The 385-nt window shown below is 43.9% G+C and carries 1 pseudogene; it reads right to left on the bottom strand.

Annotated elements, in window-relative coordinates:
* Nucleotides 1-385 (bottom strand): annotated as a pseudogene (locus RM529_RS17870) (phosphoglycerate dehydrogenase); the annotation flags it as partial.

Here is a 385-nt window from a genome sequence, read left to right as displayed (position 1 = left end):
CGTAACCTACAATTCCCAGTTTTTTGCCGCGAATCTCGTAACTTCCGGAAGCAGACTTGTTCCATTTCCCCTGGTGCATTTCGGAGATACGGTCTGGCAGGTTTCTCATTAAAAGAATAATTTCTCCAATTGCCAGTTCTACGACAGAACGGGTATTACTGTAGGGAGCGTTAAAAACAGCAACTCCTTTTTTAAGACATTCTTCCAGGTCTATCTGGTTGGTCCCAATACAAAAAGCCCCAACTGCGATAAGCCGTTGTGCGTTATCCAGCACCTTTTTGGTCAGTTGCGTTTTAGAGCGGATTCCCAAAACAGAAACATCTTTTATCTTTTCAGCTAATTCATCTTCATCCATTCCCCCGGCATAGGTCGATACGTTGTAACC

Origin of the sequence: Autumnicola edwardsiae (assembly GCF_031846505.1) — a bacterium.
In the GTDB taxonomy this organism is placed as follows: domain Bacteria; phylum Bacteroidota; class Bacteroidia; order Flavobacteriales; family Flavobacteriaceae; genus Autumnicola; species Autumnicola edwardsiae.
Note: the sequence above shows the minus strand (reverse complement) of the source record. Positions and strands in the feature narration are given on the sequence as shown.